The sequence below is a fragment of the Mesorhizobium sp. CA13 genome, assembly GCF_020165235.1.
Classification (GTDB): domain Bacteria; phylum Pseudomonadota; class Alphaproteobacteria; order Rhizobiales; family Rhizobiaceae; genus Mesorhizobium.
In genome coordinates this window covers 64864-85916 of record NZ_JAIUHS010000006.1, presented here as the reverse complement: position 1 = coordinate 85916, position 21053 = coordinate 64864, and the positions used below count along the sequence as shown (strand labels likewise).

Sequence of the window (21053 nt, the reverse complement as noted above, 5' to 3'; positions counted from 1 at the left end):
CGACACATGACGGCGGCCATGGACGAGCTTCTGCGCATTCTCGACCTCGAGAGGCTGGAACACAATCTGTATCGTGGTCGCAGCCCCCAAGTGGAGTGGCAGCGCGTGTTCGGCGGCCAGACCATCGCCCAGGCGCTGGTAGCGGCACAGCGGACCGTCGAGCCCGACCGCTACGTGCATTCGCTGCATGGCTATTTCATGCGGCCGGGCGACATCAAGGTGCCGATCATCTACGAGGTCGACCGCATCCGCGACGGCGGCTCCTTCACCACCCGCCGGGTGCTGGCGATCCAGCACGGGAACGCGATCTTCTCGCTGGAAGCCTCGTTCCAGGTCGATGAGAAGGGGCTGGAGCACCAGTTCGCTTTGCCCGACGACGTGCCGCCGCCGGAAGGGCTGAAGACGCAGCGCCAACTGCTCGAAAATGCCGACCGGGTTCCGGAAGCGGTGCGACGCTTCTGGGCGCGCGAGCGACCGCTGGAGCTCAGGCCGGTCAATCTCCAGCACTATGAAAGCCGCGACAAGCTGCCGCCCCGGCAGAATGTCTGGATCCGCCTCGCCGGCCCCGTCCCAGACGACCGCGCGCTGCAATCGGTGCTGCTCGCCTATCTCTCCGACATGACGCTGCTCGACACCTCGACCTTCGCGCATGGGCGCGGGCTGTTCGATCCCGACATCCAGGCGGCCAGCCTCGACCATTCGATGTGGTTTCACCGCCCGCATTCGCTCGACGGCTGGCTGCTCTACGCGCAGGACAGCCCCTCGAGCTCGGGATCGCGCGGGTTCAGCCGCGGCACGCTTTATGCCCGCGACGGCACGCTGATCGCCTCGATGGCCCAGGAAGGCTTGATCCGGCTCAAGCGTTGAGCAGTCTTTTCAACCAAAGCCGCCAAAATAGGCGTTTTCCGAAAATTGCTTAATTATTAAGCAGAAGCTGTGCCGCGCCCATCGGCACGGTGCGATTGCGGGCGCGTCAAATCCTTTTTTTACAACAAGTTAACCCGCTGCTTCGGCAATTGGCACGGAGCTTGAATCCTCGTCGGCACTCTCCGGCTCCTCGGGATCGGTGAAGGTGTGCAAACGCGGGGGACCGCAACAGCAAAAGGGTGAAACCTTATGAAAATCGTGATGGCAATCATCAAGCCGTTCAAGCTCGACGAGGTACGCGAAGCGCTTACCGCCGTCGGCATCCAGGGCCTGACCGTCACCGAAGTCAAAGGCTACGGGCGTCAGAAGGGGCACACGGAAATCTATCGCGGGGCGGAATACGCGGTCAGTTTCCTGCCGAAGATCAAGATCGAGGTCGCGGTCAGCGCCGACATGGTCGACAAGGCCGTGGAGGCCATCACCGCAGCCGCCAAGACCGGTCAGATCGGCGACGGCAAGATCTTCGTTTTCGGCATCGACCAAGCGGTGCGCATCCGCACCGGCGAAACAGACACCGACGCGCTCTGAAGCGGCGAACACGTATTCCAATGGAGAGTTCAATGAATATTCCTTCCACCTTGAAGAAGACGGGACGCGCCGCCCTTTTTGGCTCGCTCGCTCTCGCAGCGTTGGGCAGCGTCGCCGCCTTCGCGCAGGAAGCGGCTCCGGCCGCGGCTGCCGCCGCGCCGGCCGCTCCCACCCCGGTGCTCGACACCGGCAACACCGCCTGGATGCTGACTTCGACGGCGCTGGTGCTGATGATGACCATCCCCGGCCTGGCGCTGTTCTACGGCGGCATGGTGCGCAAGAAGAACGTGCTTGCCACCGTCATGCAGAGCTTCGCCATCACCTGCCTGGTGACGGTGCTGTGGTTCATGTTCGGCTATTCGCTGGCCTTTTCCGACGGCGGCGGCATGAATGCCTATCTCGGCGGCTTCTCGAAGTTCTTCCATCACGGCATCACCACCTCGACGCTGTGGGCGCCGGGCGTGGCCAACATTCCTGAGTTCGTCTTCTCGATGTTCCAGATGACCTTCGCCATCATCACCCCGGCCCTGATCGCCGGCGCCTTTGCCGAGCGCATGAAGTTCTCGGCCCTGCTGATCTTCATGGCGCTGTGGCTGCTGGTCGTCTATGCGCCGATCGCGCATTGGGTCTGGGGCGGCGGCTTCCTCGGCGCTGCCGGCGTGCTCGACTTCGCCGGCGGCACGGTCGTCCACATCAATGCCGGTGTCGCGGGTCTCGTCTGCGCCCTAGTCCTGGGCAAGCGCGAAGGCTACGGCACCACCAACATGGCGCCGCATAACCTGGTCTATTCCGTGATCGGCGCTTCGCTGCTGTGGGTCGGCTGGTTCGGCTTCAATGCCGGTTCGGAACTCGCCGCCGACGGCCTCGCCGGTGCCGCGATGCTCAACACTCAGGTTGCCACCGCGGCAGCGGCGCTGGCCTGGATGTTCGCCGAATGGATCATCGCCAAGAAGCCCTCGGTGCTCGGCATCATCTCCGGCGCCGTTGCCGGCCTTGTCGCGGTGACGCCGGCTTCCGGCTTCGTCAACCCGACCGGCGCCTTCATCGTCGGCATCGTCGCCGGCGTTGTCTGCTACATCTCGGCGGTCAAGGTAAAGCACATGTTCGGCTATGACGACTCCCTCGATGCCTTCGGCGTCCATGGCGTCGGCGGCGTGGTCGGCGCATTGCTGACCGGCGTGCTCGCCGATCCGGCAATCAACAGCCTGTCCTCGGGCGCGTCGCTCGGCAAGCAGCTCTACGGCATCGTCTTCACCATCCTGTGGACCGCAATCGCCACCTTCGTCATCCTCTACATCGTCAAGGCGCTCGTCGGCCTGCGTCCGTCGACCCAGGAAGAGGTCGAGGGTCTCGACATCAGCCAGCACGGCGAAGTGGTGCCGTAAGGCCTCTTAGCCATGGGACCGGCGGACCTCCTCCCGCCGGTCCTATCCCTTTCTCCAATTCCGTACGGAAACCGCTGCACGTTTCCCGCAACTGCTTTGAAATCCCGTCGTGACGCTCCCGCAAGGTGCTCACGCCTTGAGGCCCGGATCGCTCCGGGCCTCTTTTTTGGAACCGATTTAGGCTGGAAGAACGCAATCACGTTCGCGTGAACGAGATTTTCGAGGAAACATCGACGGTCTTGGTACCGAACTCCTGGGAGCGACCGCTGTCTCGGCGATCGTTTCAAACAATAGGGAAGGAAACCATCCAATGAACGTCAAGAATATCTGCCTCGGCGCGCTCGCTCTTTCCATGGTCGGCGGCATGGCATTTGCCGGAGCTCTCGATGAGCCGGACAACATGGCGCCGTTCTTCACCGATTCCAGCATGAAAACCATGAAGCCGATGGCGGAATTCAAGGCTGCCTTCATGGCCATGCCGAAGGAGAAGCAGGAAGCCATGATGAAGGAATGCCAGGACGCGGCGATGAGCAAGCCGCACGCCGAATTCTGCGCCAATGTGAAGATGCTCGGCGGCGCCAACAAGTAGGACGCCGTCGATCCCGACGAATGGATGGCGGGCCCAGCGCCCGCCATTTTCACGCGGGCAAGATGCCGCGAAATGGGGCATGACTGGCCGCCGACAGCCTTATAGTTAATGCGCCCTTAACCTTCCCACGCCTAGTCTGGCATTCGAATCTGCCGGAGTGCGTCATGCGCTCGGGCCAGGCAATCACTGACGGGGAAGAGCATGCGTTCAGGGGCTTCAGCACCGCTCGCGCTGACCGATACGGGGCACGGCATCCAGGCATTCGCGCGACGCCAGGTCGGCCGGCTTGTCGGCGCCGGCATGTTCGCGTTCACCGCTTTTGGCGTCGCCAGCCTTGCCACCTGGAATGTCGCCGACCCGAGCTTCTCGCACGCCACGGCCAACACCGTCACCAATGCCATGGGCTATGCGGGTGCGGTCTTCTCCGACATCGCCATGCAGTTCTTCGGCCTTGCCGCCGTGGCGGCGCTGGTTCCGGCCGTGATCTGGGGATATCTGCTGTTTTCGGCGCGTGGCGTCGACAGGCTGCCCAGGCGCGGTCTGTTCTGGTTCGGCTTTGCCCTGCTGGCCGCCGCGATCGCCGGCTGCGTGGTGCCGCCCAAGACCTGGCCCCTGCCGACCGGGCTCGGCGGCGTGTTCGGCGACATGGTGCTGAAGATTCCGGGCCTCGTCATCGGTGGCTATCCGACCGGGCTGGTGGCCAGCGTGCTCGCCATTCTGATGGCCGGGCCGGCGCTGTGGCTGTTCGCCTACGGTTCGGCGCTGATCGCGCGCAAGAACGGTTTCGCCGTCATGGAGGAACCGGCCGCCGCCGATCCGCGCGAGGATGAGCTGCTGTTCGACAATGACGAGGATGAAGGCGACGAAGGCATATTGGCGCTCGGCGCAATGACCCATTGGTGGCTTTCGTTCCGCGCGTGGATGCACCGCCGCGCCGTGCGCCGCAGGCAGCGGCGGGACGAATTCGAGCCGGGAATGGAGCCGCGCGCCAGCGCCTGGCGGCGCGCCGCCGAACGGGTCGAATCGGCCGAGTTCGCCGAGCAGCGGATGAGCCCGGATGGCCGTGCCCGCGTCGAACCGGAATTCTTCGCCGCCATGGTCAACGATCGCAGCGTTTCCGTCGATCCGGACGACGACGTCTTCGACGATCGCTTCGACACCGGCGAGGACGATGTCGATTTCGACGATGAACCCCTCGTCCAGCGTCGCGCGGCTCCCACCGCCAAGGTCCAGCCGTTCCGCTCGGATGCAGCCACGCGCGTTGAAGCGCCGGCGCCACGCCCGGCCCCGGGTGCGCGCGTCCAGCGCGAGGCGCAGACGTCGCTGATCGGCTCGGAAAAATTCGAGATGCCGTCGCTGCATTTCCTGTCCGAACCGAAGAACGTCGCGCGCGACCCGAGCCTCTCGAAAGACGCGTTGGAACAGAACGCCCGCCTGCTCGAAGGCGTGCTGGAGGATTTCGGCGTCAAGGGCGAGATCATCCATGTCCGCCCCGGCCCCGTCGTCACGCTCTATGAGCTGGAGCCGGCGCCGGGCATCAAATCATCGCGCGTCATCGGCCTCTCCGACGACATCGCCCGCTCGATGAGCGCCATCGCCTGCCGCGTCGCCGTGGTGCCGGGCCGCAACGCCATCGGCATCGAATTGCCGAACGCCAAGCGTGAGACGGTGTATCTCAGGGAAATCATGGCCAGCCGCGATTTCGAGACCACCAAGGCCAAGCTGGCGTTGGCGCTGGGCAAGACCATCAATGGCGAAGCGGTCATCGTCGATATCGCCAAGATGCCGCACGTTCTGGTCGCCGGCACCACCGGCTCGGGCAAGTCGGTCGCCATCAACACCATGATCCTGTCGCTGCTCTACCGGCTGACGCCGCAGGAATGCCGCCTGATCATGATCGATCCCAAGATGCTGGAGCTCTCGGTCTATGACGGCATCCCGCACCTTTTGACGCCCGTTGTCACCGACCCGAAGAAGGCGGTGGTCGCGCTGAAATGGACCGTGCGGGAGATGGAAGACCGCTACCGCAAGATGTCCAAGGTCGGCGTGCGCAATATCGACGGTTTTAACGCACGCGTCCAACAGGCGGAGAAGAAGGGCGAAAAGATCTCGCGCACGGTGCAGACCGGCTTCGACCGCCAGACCGGCGAGGCGATCTACGAGACCGAGAATCTCGACCTCGAGCCGATGCCCTACATCGTCGTCATCATCGACGAAATGGCCGATCTGATGATGGTTGCCGGCAAGGACATCGAGGGTGCCGTCCAGCGTCTGGCGCAGATGGCGCGCGCCGCCGGCATCCATGTCATCATGGCGACGCAACGTCCGTCTGTCGACGTGATCACCGGTACCATCAAGGCCAACTTCCCCACCCGCATCTCCTTCCAGGTAACGTCGAAGATCGACAGCCGCACCATCCTGGGCGAGCAAGGCGCCGAGCAGCTGCTCGGCATGGGCGACATGCTCTACATGGCCGGCGGCGGCCGCATCCAGCGCGTGCACGGCCCGTTCGTCTCCGACGACGAGGTGGAGAAGATCGTCGCGCATCTGAAGCTGCAGGGCGTGCCGGAATATCTCGACGCCATCACCGAGGACGATGATGAGGACGAGGACGAGCCCTCCGGCAAGGGCGGCTCGGGCGGCGGTGGCGGCGGCAATTTCGAGGATTCCGACGATCCTTACGACCAGGCGGTATCCGTGGTGCTGCGCGACGGCAAGGCCTCGACCAGCTACATCCAGCGGCGTCTGGGCATCGGCTATAACCGCGCCGCTTCGATCATCGAGAAGATGGAGAAAGAAGGCATTGTCGGCCCCGCCAACCATGCCGGAAAACGCGAGATCCTGGTGCCGACCGAAGAGGACAAATTCTGATCGCGAAAGATACTGGCGGCAACTTTGAACCTTCTGGCGCGTTCAAGCGGTCAAGCAGCGTTCGCGCCGTCAAACTTCAGCCCAACTGGGGGTTCAGGACAGCAACAAATCAGGATTCAAGATGAGAGTGACCGACATGAAAAACGATCTTTCCGCGCTCGGCGATCTTGCCCCGACGCGCCGTCAGCTGCTTGGCCTCGGCCTGGTGCTCGCGGGCGCTGCCGCCCTCAACGTGGTGCCCGGATTCGAGCTGCTGGCATCCGCGCAGGCGGCCGTGCCGGCTGCCGCGCAGAAGATCGCCGACCATTTTTCCTCGGTTAAGTCGATGAGCGGCGAATTCGTGCAGTTCGGCCCCAAGGGCGAGCAGACCGGCGGCAAGTTCTTCCTGGAAAGACCGGGCAAGATTCGCTTCAACTACGACGGATCCTCGAATTTCCGGGTGATTTCGGACGGCAAATCGGTGGTCATCCTCAACAAGAAACTGAACACGTCCGATCTCTATCCCTTGTCGAAGACGCCGCTGAAACTGCTGCTCGACGACCGGATCGACCTCTCCGGCAACCGCGTCAAGAGCGTCAAGGAAGAAGACGACCTCACCACCATCCAGCTATCGGACAAGTCGGTGTTCGGCAATGCGCGGATCACCATGATGTTCGATCCGAAGACCTATGATCTGCGCCAGTGGACGATCACCGATGCGCAGGGCAAGGACACCACGGTGATGATCTTCAACACCAAGGAAGGCGTCAGCTTCGCTCCCGACACGTTTGCCATCGACTATACGGCCAATCGCGAGCTGAATACGAAGACCAGATAGCTTTCCGCGAGTTGGCGAACCCTTTCGTGCCGTTTCGGCGGCACGGCGCCGGCCTCCGCAACTGCTGCAATGCTTGCCTTCACGGCGCGGGGCTGGCAGTAGTTCGGCGATCTTTCGCCGGACCCGCCAAATGCCCTTTTCCATCGCCACCTGGAACATAAATTCCGTTCGGCTGCGCATGCCGATCATCGAGCGCCTGCTCGATGAATACGCGCCCGATGTGCTTTGCCTGCAGGAAACAAAAGTTCCCGACGAGCTGTTCCCCGAAAAGGCCTTCCGCAGGCTCGGCTACGGGCACATCGCCTTTCATGGTCAGAAGGGCTATCACGGCGTGGCGACGGTCGCGCGCCGGCCGATCGCGCTGGTCGAGAAGCGCCGCTTCTGCGACATCGACGACAGCCGGCATTTGTCGGTAACCGTGCGGGCCGGTGGCAAGACGATCCTGCTGCACAATTTCTACGTTCCGGCGGGCGGCGACGAACCGGACCCGGAAGTCAACCGCAAGTTCAGGCACAAGCTCGATTTCGTCGCCGAGATGAACGCGATCCGCGCCGAACACAGCGAAGTGTCCGCCTCGGTCCTGGTCGGCGACCTCAACATCGCGCCGCTCGAACACGATGTCTGGTCCCATAAGCAACTGCTCAACGTAGTCAGCCACACACCGGTCGAGACGGAGAGTTTTGAGGCCATGCGGCTGGCCGGCGACTGGGTCGACCTGATGCGGCTCAACGTGCCATCAGACCAGAAGCTCTACACTTGGTGGAGCTACCGCGCGCAGGACTGGGAGGCATCCAACCGCGGCCGCCGGCTCGACCATGTCTGGTCGTCGCCGAACCTGGTGCCTGATTTCACCGGCTACGAAATCCTGCGGGCGGCGCGTGGCTGGGAACGTCCCTCGGACCATGTTCCGGTCATCGCGCGGTTCAACCTGGACTGATCAGCCGGGCCGGCGCTTTTCCCGCTCCGGCGACAATTGCGTCAAGCCGCTCGGTCGCCATGATGAAGGGCAGGTCATTTTCGGTGGCGCGAACCAGCCGGAAGTCCACCTGTCTCTCCCGTTCACCCCGAAAAGCGTGGCGCCAGCTTCTCGATGCGGTGAATCAGTGCCTGAAAGTCTTCCAGGATGCGCTGGTGGAGCTGGGCCGCCAGCTCAGGATATTCCTCCAGGATGCGGCGGAACATCTTGCGGCTGAGCCGGATCACCTCCGAATCGACCGCTGCCGATGCGCTGGTCAGCCGGTTGGTGTCGGCGATCAGCGCCAGTTCGCTGAGCATCGTGCCCGGGCCGACCGTACCGATGGGAATGCGCTCGCCTGCCTGCTCGCGATAGAGCACGATCTCTCCGCTGACCACGATATAGGCCGAATCAGCCATGTCGTCCTCGCGATAGAGCTTGTGGTCTGCCTGCAGGAGCATGGTCTCGGCGCCGAAGGCGAGCAGGCGCAGCTGCTCCTGCGTGAAGCCCTCGAAAAGCCTCACGGCGGACAGGATGCGGATGTCGTCATCCAGCGCCATCTAGCTGTGTCCCCGAACGGTCAGTCCAATCCTCCTTCGCGGTACGATCCAGAATCCCCCTCCAACAGGATCGCACCCAAAAGCAGCCCCGCCCAGACCGCTTATTGGATAATGAAATGTTTAAGGAACCAGCTTGTAGCCACCGCTTTCTGTCACAAGAATTTCCGCATTGGAAGGATCGCGCTCGATCTTCTGGCGCAGGCGATAGACATGGGTTTCCAGCGTGTGCGTGGTAACGCCGGAATTGTAGCCCCACACCTCCTCGAGCAGCACGTCGCGCGTCACCACCTTCTGGTCGGCGCGGTAGAGATATTTGATGATCGAGGCTTCCTTCTCCGTCAGCCGCACCTTTGCGCCGCGCGGGTCGATCAGCAGCTTCTGGCTTGGCTTGAAGGTGTAGGGGCCGACCGAGAAGGTGGCGTCCTCGCTTTGCTCGTGCTGGCGCAGCTGCGCGCGGATGCGCGCCAACAGCACCGCGAAGCGGAACGGCTTCGTCACGTAGTCGTTGGCGCCGGCTTCGAGGCCGAGGATCGTGTCCGAATCGGTGTCGTGGCCGGTCAGCATGATGATGGGCGCCTTGTAGCCGCCCTTGCGCAGGATCTTCACCGCTTCGCGGCCGTCCATGTCGGGCAGGCCGACATCCATGATCAGCAGGTCAATGAGGCCGCCGCGCGCCGCCGCGACGCCTTTTGCCGCAGTGGACTCCTGCAGCACGTCGAATTCCTCGTAGAGGGACAATTGCTCGACCAACGTGCCGCGCAGGTCGTCATCGTCGTCGACGATCAGGATGGTTCGTGAAGTCATGGATCAATCCGTTGTTTTGAAAAGAAAATTCAGTTGACCGCTGCCTGTTTATGCGGAAGCTGACCGGCACAACAGCCGATCACAGTGATTTGTTCCGTGGCACGATCATACAAGAAAAAACACGATCGCAATGCAGCCGGCGCAATTTTGCGAAAAGGACTGCGGGTGCTGACCGTGCGGGCAAGGCCCGGCCGTCCCAGCCAGGGCCTGCTGCAGGCGGGCAGAACGGTGTTTGCCTGCGCGCTGGGACGTGGCGGCATCTCGGCCGGCAAGCGCGAAGGCGACGGCGCCACGCCGCTTGGCCAAATGCGGATCCTGTCGGGCTATTTCCGGGGAGACCACTTCTCCCGCGGCCGCATCACCCGGCTGGCGATGACACCGATCGGGCCTGATCTCGGCTGGTGCGAAGTGCCCGACGACCGCAACTATAACAGGCCGGTCAAGATCCCCTACGGCGCCAGCCATGAACGCATGCGGCGCGACGACAGGCTCTATGATGCCTGCCTGGTGCTCGACTGGAATATAACGCCGCGCCGCCGCGGGCGCGGCAGCGCCATCTTCTTCCACCTGGCGCGCCCGGGCTTCACGCCCACGCAAGGCTGCGTCGCGGTGACGGCACGCACGATGGCGCGGCTCTTGCCGCTGCTGTCGGACCGGACGGTGGTGAGGGTGGTAAGGTAGGGATTGGGATTAGGCAGTAGGCAATAGCAGTAGGGCTCCTTCTAATGCCTACTCCCTACTGCCTGCTCCCTTGCTCCGTGGCTGCTGCCAGCCGATGTCGAGCAGGCCCAGCCGGCCGAGTTCGCGGTCCATGGCGCGGGAGACGTCTTTGCGCGTGGCGCCGACATCGCGCAACTGGCGGTCCGACAGGTCCTCGATATCGTCCCGCGGCAGGCTGGCCGCGACCTTGGCCTGGCGGAGCCAGTCGAACGCGGCGGTCAGCCAATTCAGCCGGCTCGCGGGAGCTCTCAAAGCTATGTGAGACATGGTGCAATCCTTCCATCCGGACATAAAATCCGGTTTGATACTGGTTCGATGGTTGCATCATGCCTGATTGAAAGATTGGAGAGAAACGAGTAGTTCTTTCCGGATTATCAAGTTTTCTTTGAGGATCAGGGCGCCATGACCGCGTCTGTTCGGGGACCAAGCTGATGGCCCGCCTGGTGCCGGGAACCCGGGCGCTGAGGACGCTGGAGGCAGCGGCCCGGCATCTCAATTTCACCCGGGCCGCCGACGAACTCGGCCTGACGCCAGCCGCCGTCAGCCACCAGATCAAGGAAATCGAAGACCAGCTCGGTATCGTCCTGTTCACGCGCTCCAGCCGCAGCATCAGGCTGACGGAGGCCGGAACGGTGCTGTTCGAGGCCTCTGCCGATGCGCTCGACCTGCTTGGCAAGGCCGTCTCGCGGGCGCAGAAGATGGCGCGCGGCACGACGCTGCTGAAAGTGACGCTCGACGCGCAATTCGCCACGAAATGGCTGATGCGGCGGGTGGAGGATTTCCGCAAAAAACATGAAGGCATCGAACTCAGGTTCGACATCGCCTACGGGTTGCGGGACTTCGACCTCGACGATGTCGATGTCGGCATCCGCTTTGGCGCCGGCAGATATCCGGGACTTTGCGCGCACCGGCTATTCGACAACGTCATCATTCCGGTGTGCAGCCCGAGCCTGCTGGCATCAGGTCCGCCGCTGCGCGAACCGCGCGATCTCTTCCATCACACGCTTGCCCATATCGAATGGGCGCGGCAGGGCGTGACCTGGCCGAACTGGCGCATGTGGATGGCCGCAGCCGGCGTCGACGATTTCGATGACAGCCGCACCATCGTCTTCGGCACCTCGGCCGACGCCGTCCAGGCGGCGATGGAAGGCAGCGCCGTGGCGCTCGCCGATTTCGCCATGGTGGCCAACGACCTTTCCGAAGGCAGGTTGGTGCGGCCGTTCGAACTCGGCATCAAGGTCGCGCCGGAATTCGCCTATTTCCTGGTCTATCCCAAGGAACTGGTGAACGATCCACGCATCGTTGCCTTTCGCACGTGGATTCTGGAGGAAATGGCAAAATCCCAAACCGCGGACCGGGTGTAGCGGAGGCCTTCAGCTCGCCGCGGCGCCGAACCAGCCGACCACGGCGCCGATGATCAGCAGCACGCCAAGCCAGTGGCCGCCGTCAATGACGGTCAGGTCCCAGCCGAAATTCTCGTAGCGATGATTGACCGACAGCGTGGTTGCGACGAAACCGAGCCAAAGCACGAAACCGAAGACCAGTCCCGCCAGCAATGTCGGCTCGCCGCCCGTCACCGCGCCGACGACCAGGGCCATCACAAGCGCCATGACCAACTCGGCGATGAAAGAGATGAGGAATGGCAGCAACGATTTCTTCATGGTCGCCGGATCGAGTTTTGCAGCCTTCAGCCATGGCTTGCTCAACCCGGTGTACCAGCCGGCGCCGAACAACCACGCCAGGATTGCGGCGACGATCACCGCCAGCCAGTTAACCGCTGAAAAATCCATGATATCCCCCACTGATACGGAGCTCATGGAAACGCCTGTTCAGTGGCGGCGTCAAGCCGGGCGCGGGGTGCTCCACCGCCAGACAGTGGTGCGTTTTATTTCGGCATCCTCGAGCGCCCGCGTCACCGGCACCTGGTAGACGCCAAGCGGTTCCAACCCCGACCGCGGCAGATAGGAGCGGCCGGGATCGCCGATCAGGATATCGGCGCCGCGCCGCTTCAGAGCCGCGAACCAGGGCGTCAGCCGGTCTGCGAACGGCTTGTCGTAGAAGACATCGCCGGCAAGAACCACGTCCCAGTCCGCATCCCTTCCGACGCAGTCATTCTGGATGAATTCGACCGCGACGCCATTGGCTTGCGCATTGAGGCGGACCGCCGTGGCGCAGAATGGGTCGATGTCGGCGGCGGTCACCCCTGCCGCGCCGGCTTTGGCCGCGGCGATAGCGACGAGACCGGAGCCGGAGGCGAAGTCGAGCACCCGCTTGCCCCGCACCATGGCCGGATTGTCGATGATATGACGGGCAAGCCCCTGGCCGCCGGCCCAGGCAAAGGCCCAGAAAGGCGGCGGCAGCCCGATCTCGACCAGTTCGTCCTCGGTCCGCTGCCACAGATCATGCGCCTCGTCGGCAAGATACAGCGCAATCTCCGGCACGTGCGGCGGCGCCATCAGCGCCGTATTGTCGAGGATGAAGCGTTCCGCGCTATGGCTCGTGAGAACCGTCACGGAGCCGGCGTCAGGCCACCCATGCGGCAGACTTCCTTCCATTCGGCCGGCGTGACCGGCTGCACGGAAAGCCGGCCGAGCCGCACCAGCGCCATGTCGGCGAGCTTGGGATTGGCCTTGACCTGCTCCAGCGTCGGCGGGTTCGGCACATCCTTGAAGGCGCGGATGTCGACGCATTCCCAACGCGGATCGTCCGATGTGGTGTCGGGATGAGCCAGCGCGCAGACCTCGGCGATGCCGACCACGTTCAGCCCCTCGTTGGAATGATAGAAGAAGCCGAGATCGCCGATCTGCATGGCCTTCATGTTGTTGCGCGCCGCGTAATTGCGCACGCCGTCCCATTGCGTGCCGGCCTTGCCTTTGGCTTTCAACGCCTCGAAGGAGAAAACCGAGGGTTCGGATTTAAACAGCCAGTAGTTCATTTTTTCTCCTCCTTGCGGCCCATTTGCGGGCGACCGGGATTAACTAGCCGCCGGCTTGTTGATCGTCCAGTTCCACTGGCGGATTTCGACGCTTTCGAACAAGCCGGCCTTGGCGTAGGGATCGGCCGCCGACAAAGCTTGTGCAGCAGCCATGTCGGGTGCCTCGATCACCGCCAAGGTGCCATTCGGCTTGCCGTCGGCGTCGAGGAACGGGCCGGCGAACGCAAGTCTCTTTTCGCCAACAAGGCCTTCAAGAAAGACGACATGCTCGGGCCGTGTGTCGAGGCGCACCTGCAGGCTTCCCGGTTTATCCTTGCAGATCAAAGCAAACAGCATGGTCTTCTCCTGGTCGGTGGATCAAAGGCATGGGGATTTAATCGTCGGTTTCGGTCTTCAGCGGCCGGGTCATCAACGCCGCCACAGCCTGCCGGATGGTGATGGTGCCCTCAAGTATGGCGGCGACAGCGGCAATGATCGGCGCGTCGATGCCGCGCTCGGTGGCGATGCGGGCGGCGATCGCCGCCGTCGGCACGCCTTCCGCCAGCGGCAGCCTGCCAAGCGGCTTGCCTTGCCCGAGCGCCAGTCCGTAGGCGAAGTTGCGCGATTGCGTGGACGAGCAGGTGAGCAGCAGGTCGCCAAGACCGGAAAGCCCCATCAACGTCTCGGGCCTGGCGCCGAAGGCGGCACCGATGCGCCGCAGTTCGACGAAGCCGCGCGTCACCATGGCAGCCTGGGCACTGGCGCCAAGCCCGGCGCCGGTGACGGCACCCGCGGCGATGGCGAAGACGTTCTTCAAGGCGCCGCCGATCTCGACGCCGATCAAATCATCATTCGAATAGCAGCGCAGATTTTCCGCCGAGAAGCGCGCGGCAAGCTTGGCCGCCAGCGCCTCGTCGCGGGCGGCAACCACCACCGCCGTCGGCAAGCCGCGGGCGACGTCGGTGGCGAAGCTCGGGCCGGACAGAGCGGCGACCGGATTTCCAGGCAGGATTTCTCCGACGATCGCCGACAGCAAGTCGCCGGTGTCGCGTTCGATGCCCTTGGCGCAAAGGACAAGCGGAATGCCGGAAGGCATATGCGGCTTGGTGGCTGTCAGCATGGTGCGCAGCGATTGCGCAGGCGCCACTGCCAGCACGCAATCGGCGCCGTCAAGCGCGGCTTGGATGTTGCTCGTCGCCACGATGCCGGCCTGGAGCGCGATGCCAGGCAGATAGCGTCGATTTTCGCCGTGGTCGATTGCGGCGACGGTCTCCGGGTCGCGCGCATAAAGGCGGACGAAATGGCCGGCGCGCAGCATGGCCAGCGCCAAAGCGGTACCCCAGGCCCCGCCACCGAGCACTGCAACGCGCCAGCCGGTTGGCGCGGTCTCGATGCCGCTCGTGCCTTCTTCGCTCATGCCCTCCTTGCTCATGCTTTGGCCCCGCGCCGGCCCGAACCGATCATCGGCGCGGAGATGCTGTCCAGCGGCCAGCGCGAGCGCGGCACGAAATCGAAGCCGTTTTCTTGCGCCAGGCCTTCGCGCATCCGCTCGATGCCGGCCCAGGCGATCATTGCCGCATTGTCGGTGCAAAGTTTCAGCGGTGGCGCGACAAAGGCGAAGCCCGCCTCGGCGCACAGCCGTTCCAGCGTCGCCTTGATCGTGTGGTTGGCGGCGACGCCACCGGCGACGACCAGCACCGGCGCTGCCGTACCGGGGAATTCCCGGCGGAACCGGGCGAGCGCGCGCGCGACACGGTCGCCCAGCGCGTCGGCCACCGCCGCCTGGAACGAGGCGCAGATGTCGGCGACATCCCGGTCGCTCAAGGGCTCGATCGCGCTCGCCGCCTGGCGCACAGCGGTCTTCAGGCCGGAGAAGGAAAAATCAGGCTGCGCCGATCCCTTCATGGGTCGGGGGAAGGCAAAACGGCCCGCATCGCCCGATGCCGCCGCCTTCTCGACATTGGGGCCGCCGGGATAAGGCAAGCCGAGCATCTTGGCCGTCTTGTCGAAGGCTTCGCCCAGCGCGTCATCGATGGTCGTCGCCCAGCGCTGGTAGTCGCCGACGCCGCGCACGGCGAGGATCTGTGTGTGGCCGCCGGAAACCAGCAGCAGCAGATAGGGAAAGTCGAGCCCATCGGTCAGCCGTGCCGTCAGGGCATGGCCTTCGAGATGGTTGACGGCGATCAGCGGCTTGCCGGCCGCGGCCGCGATCGCCTTGGCCGTCATTAGCCCGACGATGAGGCCGCCGACGAGGCCCGGACCTGCGGTCGCGGCGATGGCGTCGATGTCGGCCAGCGCCACGCCCGAATCGGCAAGGGCTGCCTCGACAATGCCGTCCAGCGCCTCGACATGGGCGCGCGCGGCGATCTCCGGCACCACGCCGCCGAAGGCGGCATGCTCCTCGATTTGCGACAGCACGATATTGGACAGGATTTTGGGCGCGGCATCGCCCTCCAACGCCACGACGCTTGCGGCGGTCTCGTCACAACTCGTCTCGATGCCCAGAACGCGGATCAATTGGTCGCTATCCCCTGGAGATTGTATATCGAGGCTTTCCCCGGTAGGAGACGCCCGGAAAAGGCGACTTCGCCTGCCGGCAGTTATCACGGACCGCGCGCCATGCAAACAATCTTGAAGATCGGAACACGCGGCAGCCCGCTGGCGCTGGCGCAGGCGCAGGAAACGCAGGCGCGGCTGATGGCGGCGCATGGTTTGCCGCAAGAAGCGTTCGAAATCGTCGTCATCTCGACCAGCGGCGACCGCATCCAGGACCGGCCGCTGTCGGAAGCTGGCGGCAAGGGCCTGTTCACCAAGGAGATCGAGGAGGCGCTGCTCGCCCGCACGATCGACATTGCCGTGCATTCCTCGAAGGACATGCCGACGCAATTGCCAGCCGGCCTGGAGCTCTCCGCCTTTTTGCCGCGTGAGGACGCACGCGACGCCTTTGTCGGCAAGGCGGCGAAGACAATCGCCGACCTGCCCAAAGGGGCGAAAGTCGGCTCCTCGTCGCTAAGGCGGCAGGCGCTGATCCGGCGCATGCGGCCGGATCTCGACGTAGTGATGTTCCGTGGCAATGTGCAAACGCGGCTGCGCAAGCTCGATGAAGGCGTGGCCGCCGGCACCATCCTCGCCCATGCCGGGCTGAAGCGGCTCGGGCTCGGCCATGTGGTCACCGATCTGATCCCGCTCGACATCTTTCCGCCGGCGCCGGGCCAAGGCGCGATCGGCATCGAAACCCGCATCGGCGATGGCGACGTCGAACAGATGCTGGCGGCCATCCATGACCTGCCGACCGGACAGGCGCTGGCTTGCGAGCGTGCTTTCCTGGCGGCCCTCGACGGCTCCTGCCGCACACCGATTGCCGGTCATGCCGTGATAGACGGAGCGGACCTTTCTTTCGCGGGATTGATCATCTCGCCTGATGGTACGCAGTCGCACATGGTCGAGATGAAAGGCCCGGCGCTGGATGCCGCCCTTGTCGGCGAAGAGGCGGCAAGGACGGTGCGGGCCAGGGCCGGCGAGACATTCTTCGACGGCTGGGCCTGACGGTGCAGCGCGTTCTGGTGACGCGGCCGGAACCGGGCGCCTCCCGCACCGCGCGACTGCTGCAGGACATGGGGTTTCTACCGGTGCTTTTGCCACTGACCGAGACGGTGGCGTTGCCGGTCGATGCCGACCTCGTCATCGACGATGCCGTGGCCGTTGCGGTGACCAGCGCCAATGCCGTGCGCTTTGCGCCGAAGGAGGTCGTCGCCCGGCTTTCGCACTTGCCTTGCCATGCCGTCGGCAAGAGGACCGCGCAAGCCGCGCGTGAAGCAGGATTTTTGTCCGTCAGCGAAGGTCCCGGCCATGCCGAGGGTCTTGCCGGCAGTCTTGCCGGCGAATTCCAGGGCAAGACCGTTGTCTATCTCTGCGGACGTGTGCGCTTCCCGGCATTCGAGCAGCGGCTGCAAGCTGCCGATGTCGGGGTCCGCCCCGTCGAGACATACGACACGCTCGCCGTGACCTATTCGGACGAGGCCGTGCTTGCCCGTCTGTCGGGGCAAACCGCGGATGCGGTGCTGCTCTATTCCGCCAGGGCGGCTGACGCGCTGCGGGTCCTGGTCAGGCGGCCTGCACTGCACGAAATTTTTGGCAAGACGCGGGTTTTTGCCCTGTCACATCGCATCGCCGCCGTCCTTGGCGACGTCGCTGGCGACCGTATCCGCATAGCTGCACGGCCCGACGAGGATGCGCTGCTTTCGCTTTTGCGGCCCGGGCGCTGAGCCGCGTCATCACACCGCCCCTTTTCACCGCTTGGTGATGTGCTAGACCCTCTTTGAACCATCCCTAAGCGAATTCGCGGAGCCCAAGCATGGTCAAGACGCCGAAGATGCGACATTCGAAAAGCCGCCGCGAGCCGGTGACCATCGAACTCGAACCCGGCGCCGTTTCCCGCATCGCCGACGAGAATGCCGCCAAGGCCGGGGCGCAAACCGACGAGGCCAAGGCGGAGGAAGCCGCGAACGCCTCGCAGCCGGAAGCGCCCGAGGAACCTGTGCACGCCGACCAGACCGATCTCGAACCCTGGGAGCACGCCGAGGCGACAGCGCCCCGATCGGAACGATCCGCGGAAAGCGCCGCCAAGGCGGACGAACCGACGGCGGCCTACCCCGGTTCCTCGGACGACGCCGCTGGCAAGGCCGGCGCCTTCGACTACAGTTTCGAGGATGCATCGGCAAAGCGCGCCGAACCCAAGCCGACCGGGCCGGCGACCGGCGCCTCGGCAGGGAACGGGAAAACCGTATCCGCACCGCCACCGCCGAAGCGGGTCAACGGCATCGCGGCAGGCATCATCGGCGGTGTCATCGCGCTGGTCGGCGCCGGCGGATTGCAGTTCGCCGGCCTGCTCGGCGCGCCGGGCTCCGGTGCCAGCGTCTCGCTCGAAGGCGTCAACGGCGAGATCGCCGCGCTCAGAACCGAGATCGCGGATCTGAGGCAGGCTGGCGGCGATGGCGGTGCGGCGGCGGCCAAGGTCGACGGGTTGTCCGCAGCGTTGGATCAGGTCAGGACGGATGTCGCAGCGCTCAAATCGGCGGTCGAGCAAGGCGGAGCGGGCGACAATGCCGGGCTGGCCGCGCTTGGTGACAAGGTCAGGCAGATCGAGACGGCGGTCGCGGCGCTCGGCAAGGCCGGCAACGCGGCCCCAGTCGATCTCGGTCCGCTCAATGAAAGGCTGGCCGGCCTCGATGCGCTGGTGAAATCGGCCGGCGAGGCGGTGACGAAGCAGGACGGCCGGCTCACCGCGCTGGAGCAGTCGGTGGCGCAGCTTTCCGGCAAGGTCGAGGCGCAGGCCGGACAGCCGAAGGTCGCGCTCGCCATCGCCGCTTCGGCATTGAAGGCGGCGCTCGACCGTGGCGCGCCGTTCGGTGCCGAGCTTGAGACCTTCGCCGCGATCGCGCCGGACGCGCCGCAGCTTGCGGCCCTGCGTGCCTACGCGAAAAAGGGCGTCCAGACCCGCACCGAGATCGCATCGCAGATGGATGCCGCCGCCAACGCCATGGTCGCGGCGGCCACGCCCGTAGACGAAAATGCCGGGCTGCTGCAGAACCTTCTGTCGAGCGCCGAATCGCTGGTCAAGGTCCGGCCGATCGGCGCTGTCCAGGGCGCCGGCGCACCGGAAACCATTGCGCGCATGGAGGTGGCGGTCAATCAGGGCGACTATGCCAAGGCGCTCACCGAATATGAGACGCTGCCCGCGCCTGCAAAGGCGGCCGGCGCCGATTTTGCCGGCAAGCTGAAGGCACGCATCGAGGTCGAAACGCTGATCGATGCGCTCATATCAGGCGCGATGAAGGCGTGAGGAACCAGCGATGATCCGAATCCTGCTCTTCCTCGCCGTCGTCTTCGCGCTGGGCCTGGGCTTTGCCTGGCTGGCGGACCGGCCGGGCGACATGGTCATAACCTTCAACGGCTACCAGTATCAGGTCAGCCTGATGGTGGCGGCGGTGGCGGTGGTCGCTGTCGTCGCGGCGGTGATGATCCTGTGGTGGCTGATCAAGTCGGTCTGGAACAGCCCCTACACCATTTCGCGCTATTTCCGGGTGCGGCGCCGCGACCGCGGCTATCAGGCGCTGTCGACCGGCATGATCGCCGCCGGCGCCGGCGACGGCGCGCTGGCCCGCAAGAAGACCAAGGAAGCGGCCAAGCTGATTCGCTCCGACCAGGAGCCATTGATCCATCTGCTCGAGGCCCAGGCTTCGCTCCTCGAAGGCGACCACGAAGGCGCGCGCCAGAAATTCGAGAGCATGCTCGACGATCCCGAGATGCGGTTGCTCGGCCTGCGCGGACTTTATCTCGAAGCCGAGCGCCTGGGGGACCGCAATGCCGCCAGGCACTATGCCGGGCGCGCCGCCGGCATGGCGCCGCAACTGGCCTGGGCGGCCGAATCGACGCTTGAAGAGCTGACCGGGCGCGGCGACTGGGACGGCGCGCTGAAGTTGGTCGAGGCGCAGAAGGCGACCCGCCAGATCGAACGCGACGCCGCCAACCGCCGACGCGCCGTGCTGTTGACCGCCAAGGCGCAGTCACTCGCCGACAGCGATCCCGCGGCCGCCCGAACGGCGGCGATAGAGGCCAATCGGCTGCAGCCGGAGTTCGCGCCGGCCGCGGTCGCGGCTGCGACGCTGCTGTTTCGCCAGAACGACGTGCGCAAGGGCTCGAAGATACTCGAGACGGCCTGGAGGGCCGAACCGCATCCGGAGATAGCGGAGCTCTATACCCATGCAAGGCCAGGTGACGCCGTGCTCGATCGCCTCAACCGGGCGAAGAAATTGCAGGAGATGAGGAAGAACCACGCCGAATCCTCGATGACGGTGGCGCGCGCCGCGCTCGATGCACAGGATTTTGCGACCGCCCGCCGCGAGGCCGAGGCGGCGATCCGGATGGACCGCCGCGAGGGCGCCTATCTGCTTCTGGCCGACATCGAAGAAGCCGAGACCGGCGACCAGGGCAAGGTGCGGCAGCTCCTGTCCAAGGCGGTGCGGGCGCCGCGCGATCCGGCCTGGGTCGCCGACGGCGTCGTCTCGGAGCGCTGGGCGCCGGTATCGCCGGTCACCGGCCGGCTCGACGCCTTCGAGTGGCGCGCCCCGATGGAGCGTCTCGGCCAGCTGATCGACAGCCGTGACGATGCGCCGGGCGCCCCGGCGGTGGCTATCGAGGCGCCGGGCAGGTCGGCGCAGGAAGAACCGGTCGAGGTGATCGATCATGCTGGCCCAGGCGGCGAGACGGCGGGCAGGCAGGCCGAGAACGACCAGGACCACGTCAGGCCGGTGACGGCGCAGGCTTTCGCCGCGGTGCCCGCCGATGCCGAGGCCGTCGAGCCGGCGCAGGAACTGGCACGCCTGCCGGACGATCCCGGCGTCGACCCGGACGATGCGGCGGAAAAGTCGCCGCGCCGGTTCCGGTTGTTTTGAGTTGGCCGGATGGTCCGGCCGTTTGGGAATGGATCGATGTTCGAACGCGTCCTGTCGTTTCTGAGGGATTTGCCGACCGGCGCCGGCGCCCGCGCCAGCGCCGATGACCCGCGCGTAGCGGCTTCGGCGCTGCTCTACCACGTGATGAGCGCCGACGGCGTGCGCCAGGACGTCGAGTGGGAGCGGTTCAAGGCAGTGCTGGCGCAGGCCTATTCGGTCAGCGGCAACGAGCTCGACGCGCTGGCCGCCGCCGGCGAGCGCGCCGACAACGAGGCGATCGACCTCTATGCCTTCACCAGCGTGCTGAAGCGCCACCTCGATGCCGAAGGCCGCAAGGCTTTCATCGGCCTGATGTGGGAGATCGTCTATGCCGATGGCGAGCTGCACGAGTTGGAAGACAACACGGTCTGGCGCGTTGCCGAGCTGATCGGCGTCGAACGCCAGGACCGCATCGAGGCGCGCCGCAAGGCGGCGGCCGAGGCGCCGGGCGCCCGTGGAACGTCGAGCGACGAATAGGGTCCATCCGCCG

Annotated in this window: 23 protein-coding genes; 14 read left to right on the top strand and 9 right to left on the bottom strand. The window is 64.9% G+C overall.

The features are described 5' to 3' along the window. Positions 1–6: 6 nt before the first annotated feature. The 7 genes from tesB to LB566_RS16090 all read left to right on the top strand — a co-directional run bounded on the left by tesB (position 7) and on the right by LB566_RS16090 (position 8054). Positions 7–867: an acyl-CoA thioesterase II gene (gene tesB / locus LB566_RS16120; protein ID WP_224625118.1), complete on the top strand. Its 861-nt coding sequence runs from the start codon at positions 7–9 to the stop codon at positions 865–867. Positions 868–1116: 249 nt separating this feature from the next. After that, complete coding sequence (locus LB566_RS16115) at positions 1117–1455, top strand: P-II family nitrogen regulator (protein WP_013528889.1); 339 nt, start codon at positions 1117–1119, stop codon at positions 1453–1455. Positions 1456–1658: 203 nt separating this feature from the next. Further along, a complete protein-coding gene (locus LB566_RS16110; protein ID WP_411910484.1) occupies positions 1659–2840 on the top strand; it encodes an ammonium transporter in 1182 nt (393 codons plus the stop codon). Between the two features lie 310 nt (positions 2841–3150). Further along, on the top strand, positions 3151–3429 hold the full coding sequence (locus tag LB566_RS16105) for a hypothetical protein (RefSeq protein WP_140550695.1): 279 nt from the start codon (positions 3151–3153) through the stop codon (positions 3427–3429). Positions 3430–3630: 201 nt separating this feature from the next. Then, entirely contained in the window at positions 3631–6300 is a 2670-nt protein-coding gene (locus LB566_RS16100; RefSeq protein WP_224625116.1) for a DNA translocase FtsK, read from the top strand. A 136-nt stretch (positions 6301–6436) separates the two neighbouring features. Next, positions 6437–7117 carry an outer membrane lipoprotein carrier protein LolA gene (locus LB566_RS16095; protein ID WP_140513951.1) on the top strand — a complete coding sequence of 227 codons (681 nt, stop codon included), beginning with the start codon at positions 6437–6439 and terminating at the stop codon, positions 7115–7117. Positions 7118–7247: 130 nt separating this feature from the next. After that, positions 7248–8054: an exodeoxyribonuclease III gene (locus LB566_RS16090; RefSeq protein ID WP_224625115.1), complete on the top strand. Its 807-nt coding sequence runs from the start codon at positions 7248–7250 to the stop codon at positions 8052–8054. A gap of 122 nt (positions 8055–8176) precedes the next feature. Here the strand turns inward: LB566_RS16090 and LB566_RS16085 are convergent, their stop codons facing one another. After that, positions 8177–8632 (bottom strand): cyclic nucleotide-binding domain-containing protein, encoded by a 456-nt coding sequence (locus LB566_RS16085; RefSeq protein WP_140550691.1) that lies wholly within the window; start codon positions 8630–8632, stop codon positions 8177–8179. Positions 8633–8752: 120 nt separating this feature from the next. Then, a complete protein-coding gene (locus tag LB566_RS16080; RefSeq protein ID WP_091576052.1) occupies positions 8753–9436 on the bottom strand; it encodes a response regulator transcription factor in 684 nt (227 codons plus the stop codon). A 165-nt stretch (positions 9437–9601) separates the two neighbouring features. Between LB566_RS16080 and LB566_RS16075 the strand changes: the two genes are divergently transcribed. Next, a complete protein-coding gene (locus tag LB566_RS16075; protein ID WP_224625114.1) occupies positions 9602–10117 on the top strand; it encodes a L,D-transpeptidase in 516 nt (171 codons plus the stop codon). A gap of 48 nt (positions 10118–10165) precedes the next feature. Here the strand turns inward: LB566_RS16075 and LB566_RS16070 are convergent, their stop codons facing one another. Next, on the bottom strand, positions 10166–10423 hold the full coding sequence (locus LB566_RS16070) for a hypothetical protein (protein ID WP_224625113.1): 258 nt from the start codon (positions 10421–10423) through the stop codon (positions 10166–10168). Between the two features lie 164 nt (positions 10424–10587). Between LB566_RS16070 and gcvA the strand changes: the two genes are divergently transcribed. Then, positions 10588–11520: a transcriptional regulator GcvA gene (gcvA, locus tag LB566_RS16065; protein ID WP_224625112.1), complete on the top strand. Its 933-nt coding sequence runs from the start codon at positions 10588–10590 to the stop codon at positions 11518–11520. A gap of 9 nt (positions 11521–11529) precedes the next feature. Here gcvA and LB566_RS16060 read toward each other — a convergent pair whose 3' ends face one another. Genes LB566_RS16060 through tsaD form a run of 6 tightly spaced genes read right to left on the bottom strand, consistent with a single transcriptional unit; the run spans position 11530 to position 15584 of the window. Beyond that, positions 11530–11946, bottom strand: coding sequence for a DUF1761 domain-containing protein (locus tag LB566_RS16060; protein ID WP_140550689.1), 417 nt, complete (start codon positions 11944–11946; stop codon positions 11530–11532). A 51-nt stretch (positions 11947–11997) separates the two neighbouring features. Continuing rightward, positions 11998–12711 (bottom strand): class I SAM-dependent methyltransferase, encoded by a 714-nt coding sequence (locus tag LB566_RS16055; protein ID WP_411910483.1) that lies wholly within the window; start codon positions 12709–12711, stop codon positions 11998–12000. Continuing rightward, entirely contained in the window at positions 12666–13091 is a 426-nt protein-coding gene (locus LB566_RS16050; protein ID WP_140492656.1) for an EVE domain-containing protein, read from the bottom strand. The genes LB566_RS16055 and LB566_RS16050 overlap by 46 nt, the downstream gene beginning before the upstream one ends. 39 nt (positions 13092–13130) lie before the next feature. Then, on the bottom strand, positions 13131–13427 hold the full coding sequence (locus LB566_RS16045; RefSeq protein WP_140550688.1) for a YciI-like protein: 297 nt from the start codon (positions 13425–13427) through the stop codon (positions 13131–13133). Between the two features lie 37 nt (positions 13428–13464). Then, positions 13465–14502, bottom strand: a complete 1038-nt coding sequence (locus LB566_RS16040; RefSeq protein WP_224625110.1) for an NAD(P)H-dependent glycerol-3-phosphate dehydrogenase — start codon at positions 14500–14502, stop codon at positions 13465–13467. Then, positions 14499–15584: a tRNA (adenosine(37)-N6)-threonylcarbamoyltransferase complex transferase subunit TsaD gene (gene tsaD, locus LB566_RS16035; protein WP_224625272.1), complete on the bottom strand. Its 1086-nt coding sequence runs from the start codon at positions 15582–15584 to the stop codon at positions 14499–14501. The genes LB566_RS16040 and tsaD overlap by 4 nt, the downstream gene beginning before the upstream one ends. A gap of 105 nt (positions 15585–15689) precedes the next feature. Between tsaD and hemC the strand changes: the two genes are divergently transcribed. The 5 genes from hemC (at position 15690) to LB566_RS16010 (ending at position 21040) form a co-directional block, all read left to right on the top strand. Then, the gene (gene hemC / locus LB566_RS16030; protein ID WP_224625109.1) at positions 15690–16616 is read left to right on the top strand and encodes a hydroxymethylbilane synthase; all 927 of its coding nucleotides are present in this window, start codon (positions 15690–15692) and stop codon (positions 16614–16616) included. 2 nt (positions 16617–16618) lie between these two features. Beyond that, positions 16619–17335 carry a uroporphyrinogen-III synthase gene (locus LB566_RS16025; protein ID WP_224625108.1) on the top strand — a complete coding sequence of 239 codons (717 nt, stop codon included), beginning with the start codon at positions 16619–16621 and terminating at the stop codon, positions 17333–17335. 89 nt (positions 17336–17424) lie between these two features. Next, positions 17425–18912, top strand: a complete 1488-nt coding sequence (locus LB566_RS16020) for a COG4223 family protein (RefSeq protein ID WP_224625107.1) — start codon at positions 17425–17427, stop codon at positions 18910–18912. A 10-nt stretch (positions 18913–18922) separates the two neighbouring features. After that, entirely contained in the window at positions 18923–20524 is a 1602-nt protein-coding gene (locus LB566_RS16015; protein WP_140550683.1) for a heme biosynthesis protein HemY, read from the top strand. Positions 20525–20560: 36 nt separating this feature from the next. Beyond that, on the top strand, positions 20561–21040 hold the full coding sequence (locus tag LB566_RS16010) for a TerB family tellurite resistance protein (protein WP_140550682.1): 480 nt from the start codon (positions 20561–20563) through the stop codon (positions 21038–21040). The last annotated feature ends 13 nt before the right edge of the window (positions 21041–21053 follow it).

Excerpts from the sequence above, each read along its gene's own strand:
- LB566_RS16015 (WP_140550683.1), top strand. The coding sequence starts at position 18,923 with ATGATCCGAATCCTGCTCTTCCTCGCCGTCGTCTTCGCGCTGGGCCTG.
- tesB (WP_224625118.1), top strand. The coding sequence starts at position 7 with ATGACGGCGGCCATGGACGAGCTTCTGCGCATTCTCGACCTCGAGAGG.
- LB566_RS16040 (WP_224625110.1), bottom strand. The coding sequence starts at position 14,502 with ATGAGCAAGGAGGGCATGAGCGAAGAAGGCACGAGCGGCATCGAGACC.
- LB566_RS16110 (WP_411910484.1), top strand. The coding sequence starts at position 1,659 with ATGCTGACTTCGACGGCGCTGGTGCTGATGATGACCATCCCCGGCCTG.
- LB566_RS16050 (WP_140492656.1), bottom strand. The coding sequence starts at position 13,091 with ATGAACTACTGGCTGTTTAAATCCGAACCCTCGGTTTTCTCCTTCGAG.
- LB566_RS16020 (WP_224625107.1), top strand. The coding sequence starts at position 17,425 with ATGGTCAAGACGCCGAAGATGCGACATTCGAAAAGCCGCCGCGAGCCG.
- LB566_RS16115 (WP_013528889.1), top strand. The coding sequence starts at position 1,117 with ATGAAAATCGTGATGGCAATCATCAAGCCGTTCAAGCTCGACGAGGTA.
- LB566_RS16080 (WP_091576052.1), bottom strand. The coding sequence starts at position 9,436 with ATGACTTCACGAACCATCCTGATCGTCGACGACGATGACGACCTGCGC.
- LB566_RS16055 (WP_411910483.1), bottom strand. The coding sequence starts at position 12,711 with ATGGAAGGAAGTCTGCCGCATGGGTGGCCTGACGCCGGCTCCGTGACG.
- LB566_RS16105 (WP_140550695.1), top strand. The coding sequence starts at position 3,151 with ATGAACGTCAAGAATATCTGCCTCGGCGCGCTCGCTCTTTCCATGGTC.
- LB566_RS16090 (WP_224625115.1), top strand. The coding sequence starts at position 7,248 with ATGCCCTTTTCCATCGCCACCTGGAACATAAATTCCGTTCGGCTGCGC.
- LB566_RS16070 (WP_224625113.1), bottom strand. The coding sequence starts at position 10,423 with ATGTCTCACATAGCTTTGAGAGCTCCCGCGAGCCGGCTGAATTGGCTG.
- hemC (WP_224625109.1), top strand. The coding sequence starts at position 15,690 with ATGCAAACAATCTTGAAGATCGGAACACGCGGCAGCCCGCTGGCGCTG.
- LB566_RS16085 (WP_140550691.1), bottom strand. The coding sequence starts at position 8,632 with ATGGCGCTGGATGACGACATCCGCATCCTGTCCGCCGTGAGGCTTTTC.
- LB566_RS16010 (WP_140550682.1), top strand. The coding sequence starts at position 20,561 with ATGTTCGAACGCGTCCTGTCGTTTCTGAGGGATTTGCCGACCGGCGCC.
- LB566_RS16100 (WP_224625116.1), top strand. The coding sequence starts at position 3,631 with ATGCGTTCAGGGGCTTCAGCACCGCTCGCGCTGACCGATACGGGGCAC.
- LB566_RS16060 (WP_140550689.1), bottom strand. The coding sequence starts at position 11,946 with ATGGATTTTTCAGCGGTTAACTGGCTGGCGGTGATCGTCGCCGCAATC.
- LB566_RS16045 (WP_140550688.1), bottom strand. The coding sequence starts at position 13,427 with ATGCTGTTTGCTTTGATCTGCAAGGATAAACCGGGAAGCCTGCAGGTG.
- gcvA (WP_224625112.1), top strand. The coding sequence starts at position 10,588 with ATGGCCCGCCTGGTGCCGGGAACCCGGGCGCTGAGGACGCTGGAGGCA.
- LB566_RS16095 (WP_140513951.1), top strand. The coding sequence starts at position 6,437 with ATGAAAAACGATCTTTCCGCGCTCGGCGATCTTGCCCCGACGCGCCGT.